Origin of the sequence: Marinicauda pacifica (assembly GCF_004793635.1) — a bacterium.
GTDB classification, from domain to species: domain Bacteria; phylum Pseudomonadota; class Alphaproteobacteria; order Caulobacterales; family Maricaulaceae; genus Marinicauda; species Marinicauda pacifica.
Window position 1 is genome coordinate 1 of sequence record NZ_SRXV01000106.1, and the last position, 303, is coordinate 303.

1 protein-coding gene is annotated in these 303 nt (G+C 64.4%); it reads right to left on the bottom strand.

The window, feature by feature from the left end; genetic code table 11:
* Positions 1 to 303: class I SAM-dependent methyltransferase (locus E5162_RS14585; RefSeq protein ID WP_135945974.1), on the bottom strand; the 303-nt coding region annotated here is incomplete at both ends.

Sequence of the window (303 nt, forward strand, 5' to 3'; positions counted from 1 at the left end):
ATTTTCGACAGGGCGGCTTCGCGGGCGCCGAGAAGATGCAGCAGCGAATGGGCCATGACGACACCGAAGCGCTTCGCTGGGGGCTGGAAGGGGTCGAGGTCAGCAACGGCGAACTCAACGTTCGAGACGTCAGCGGTTTCCGCCTTGCGGCGAGCGATCCCGATCATCGCTTCGGAGACGTCGGTGGCCAGAACCGAACCCACATAAGGCGCATGTTCGAGCGCAATGGATCCGGTCCCGCAGCCGAACTCCAGCACCCGGGTCTCCCGGGTCAGATAGCGGCGCGTGAGTGCGAGCTTTCGC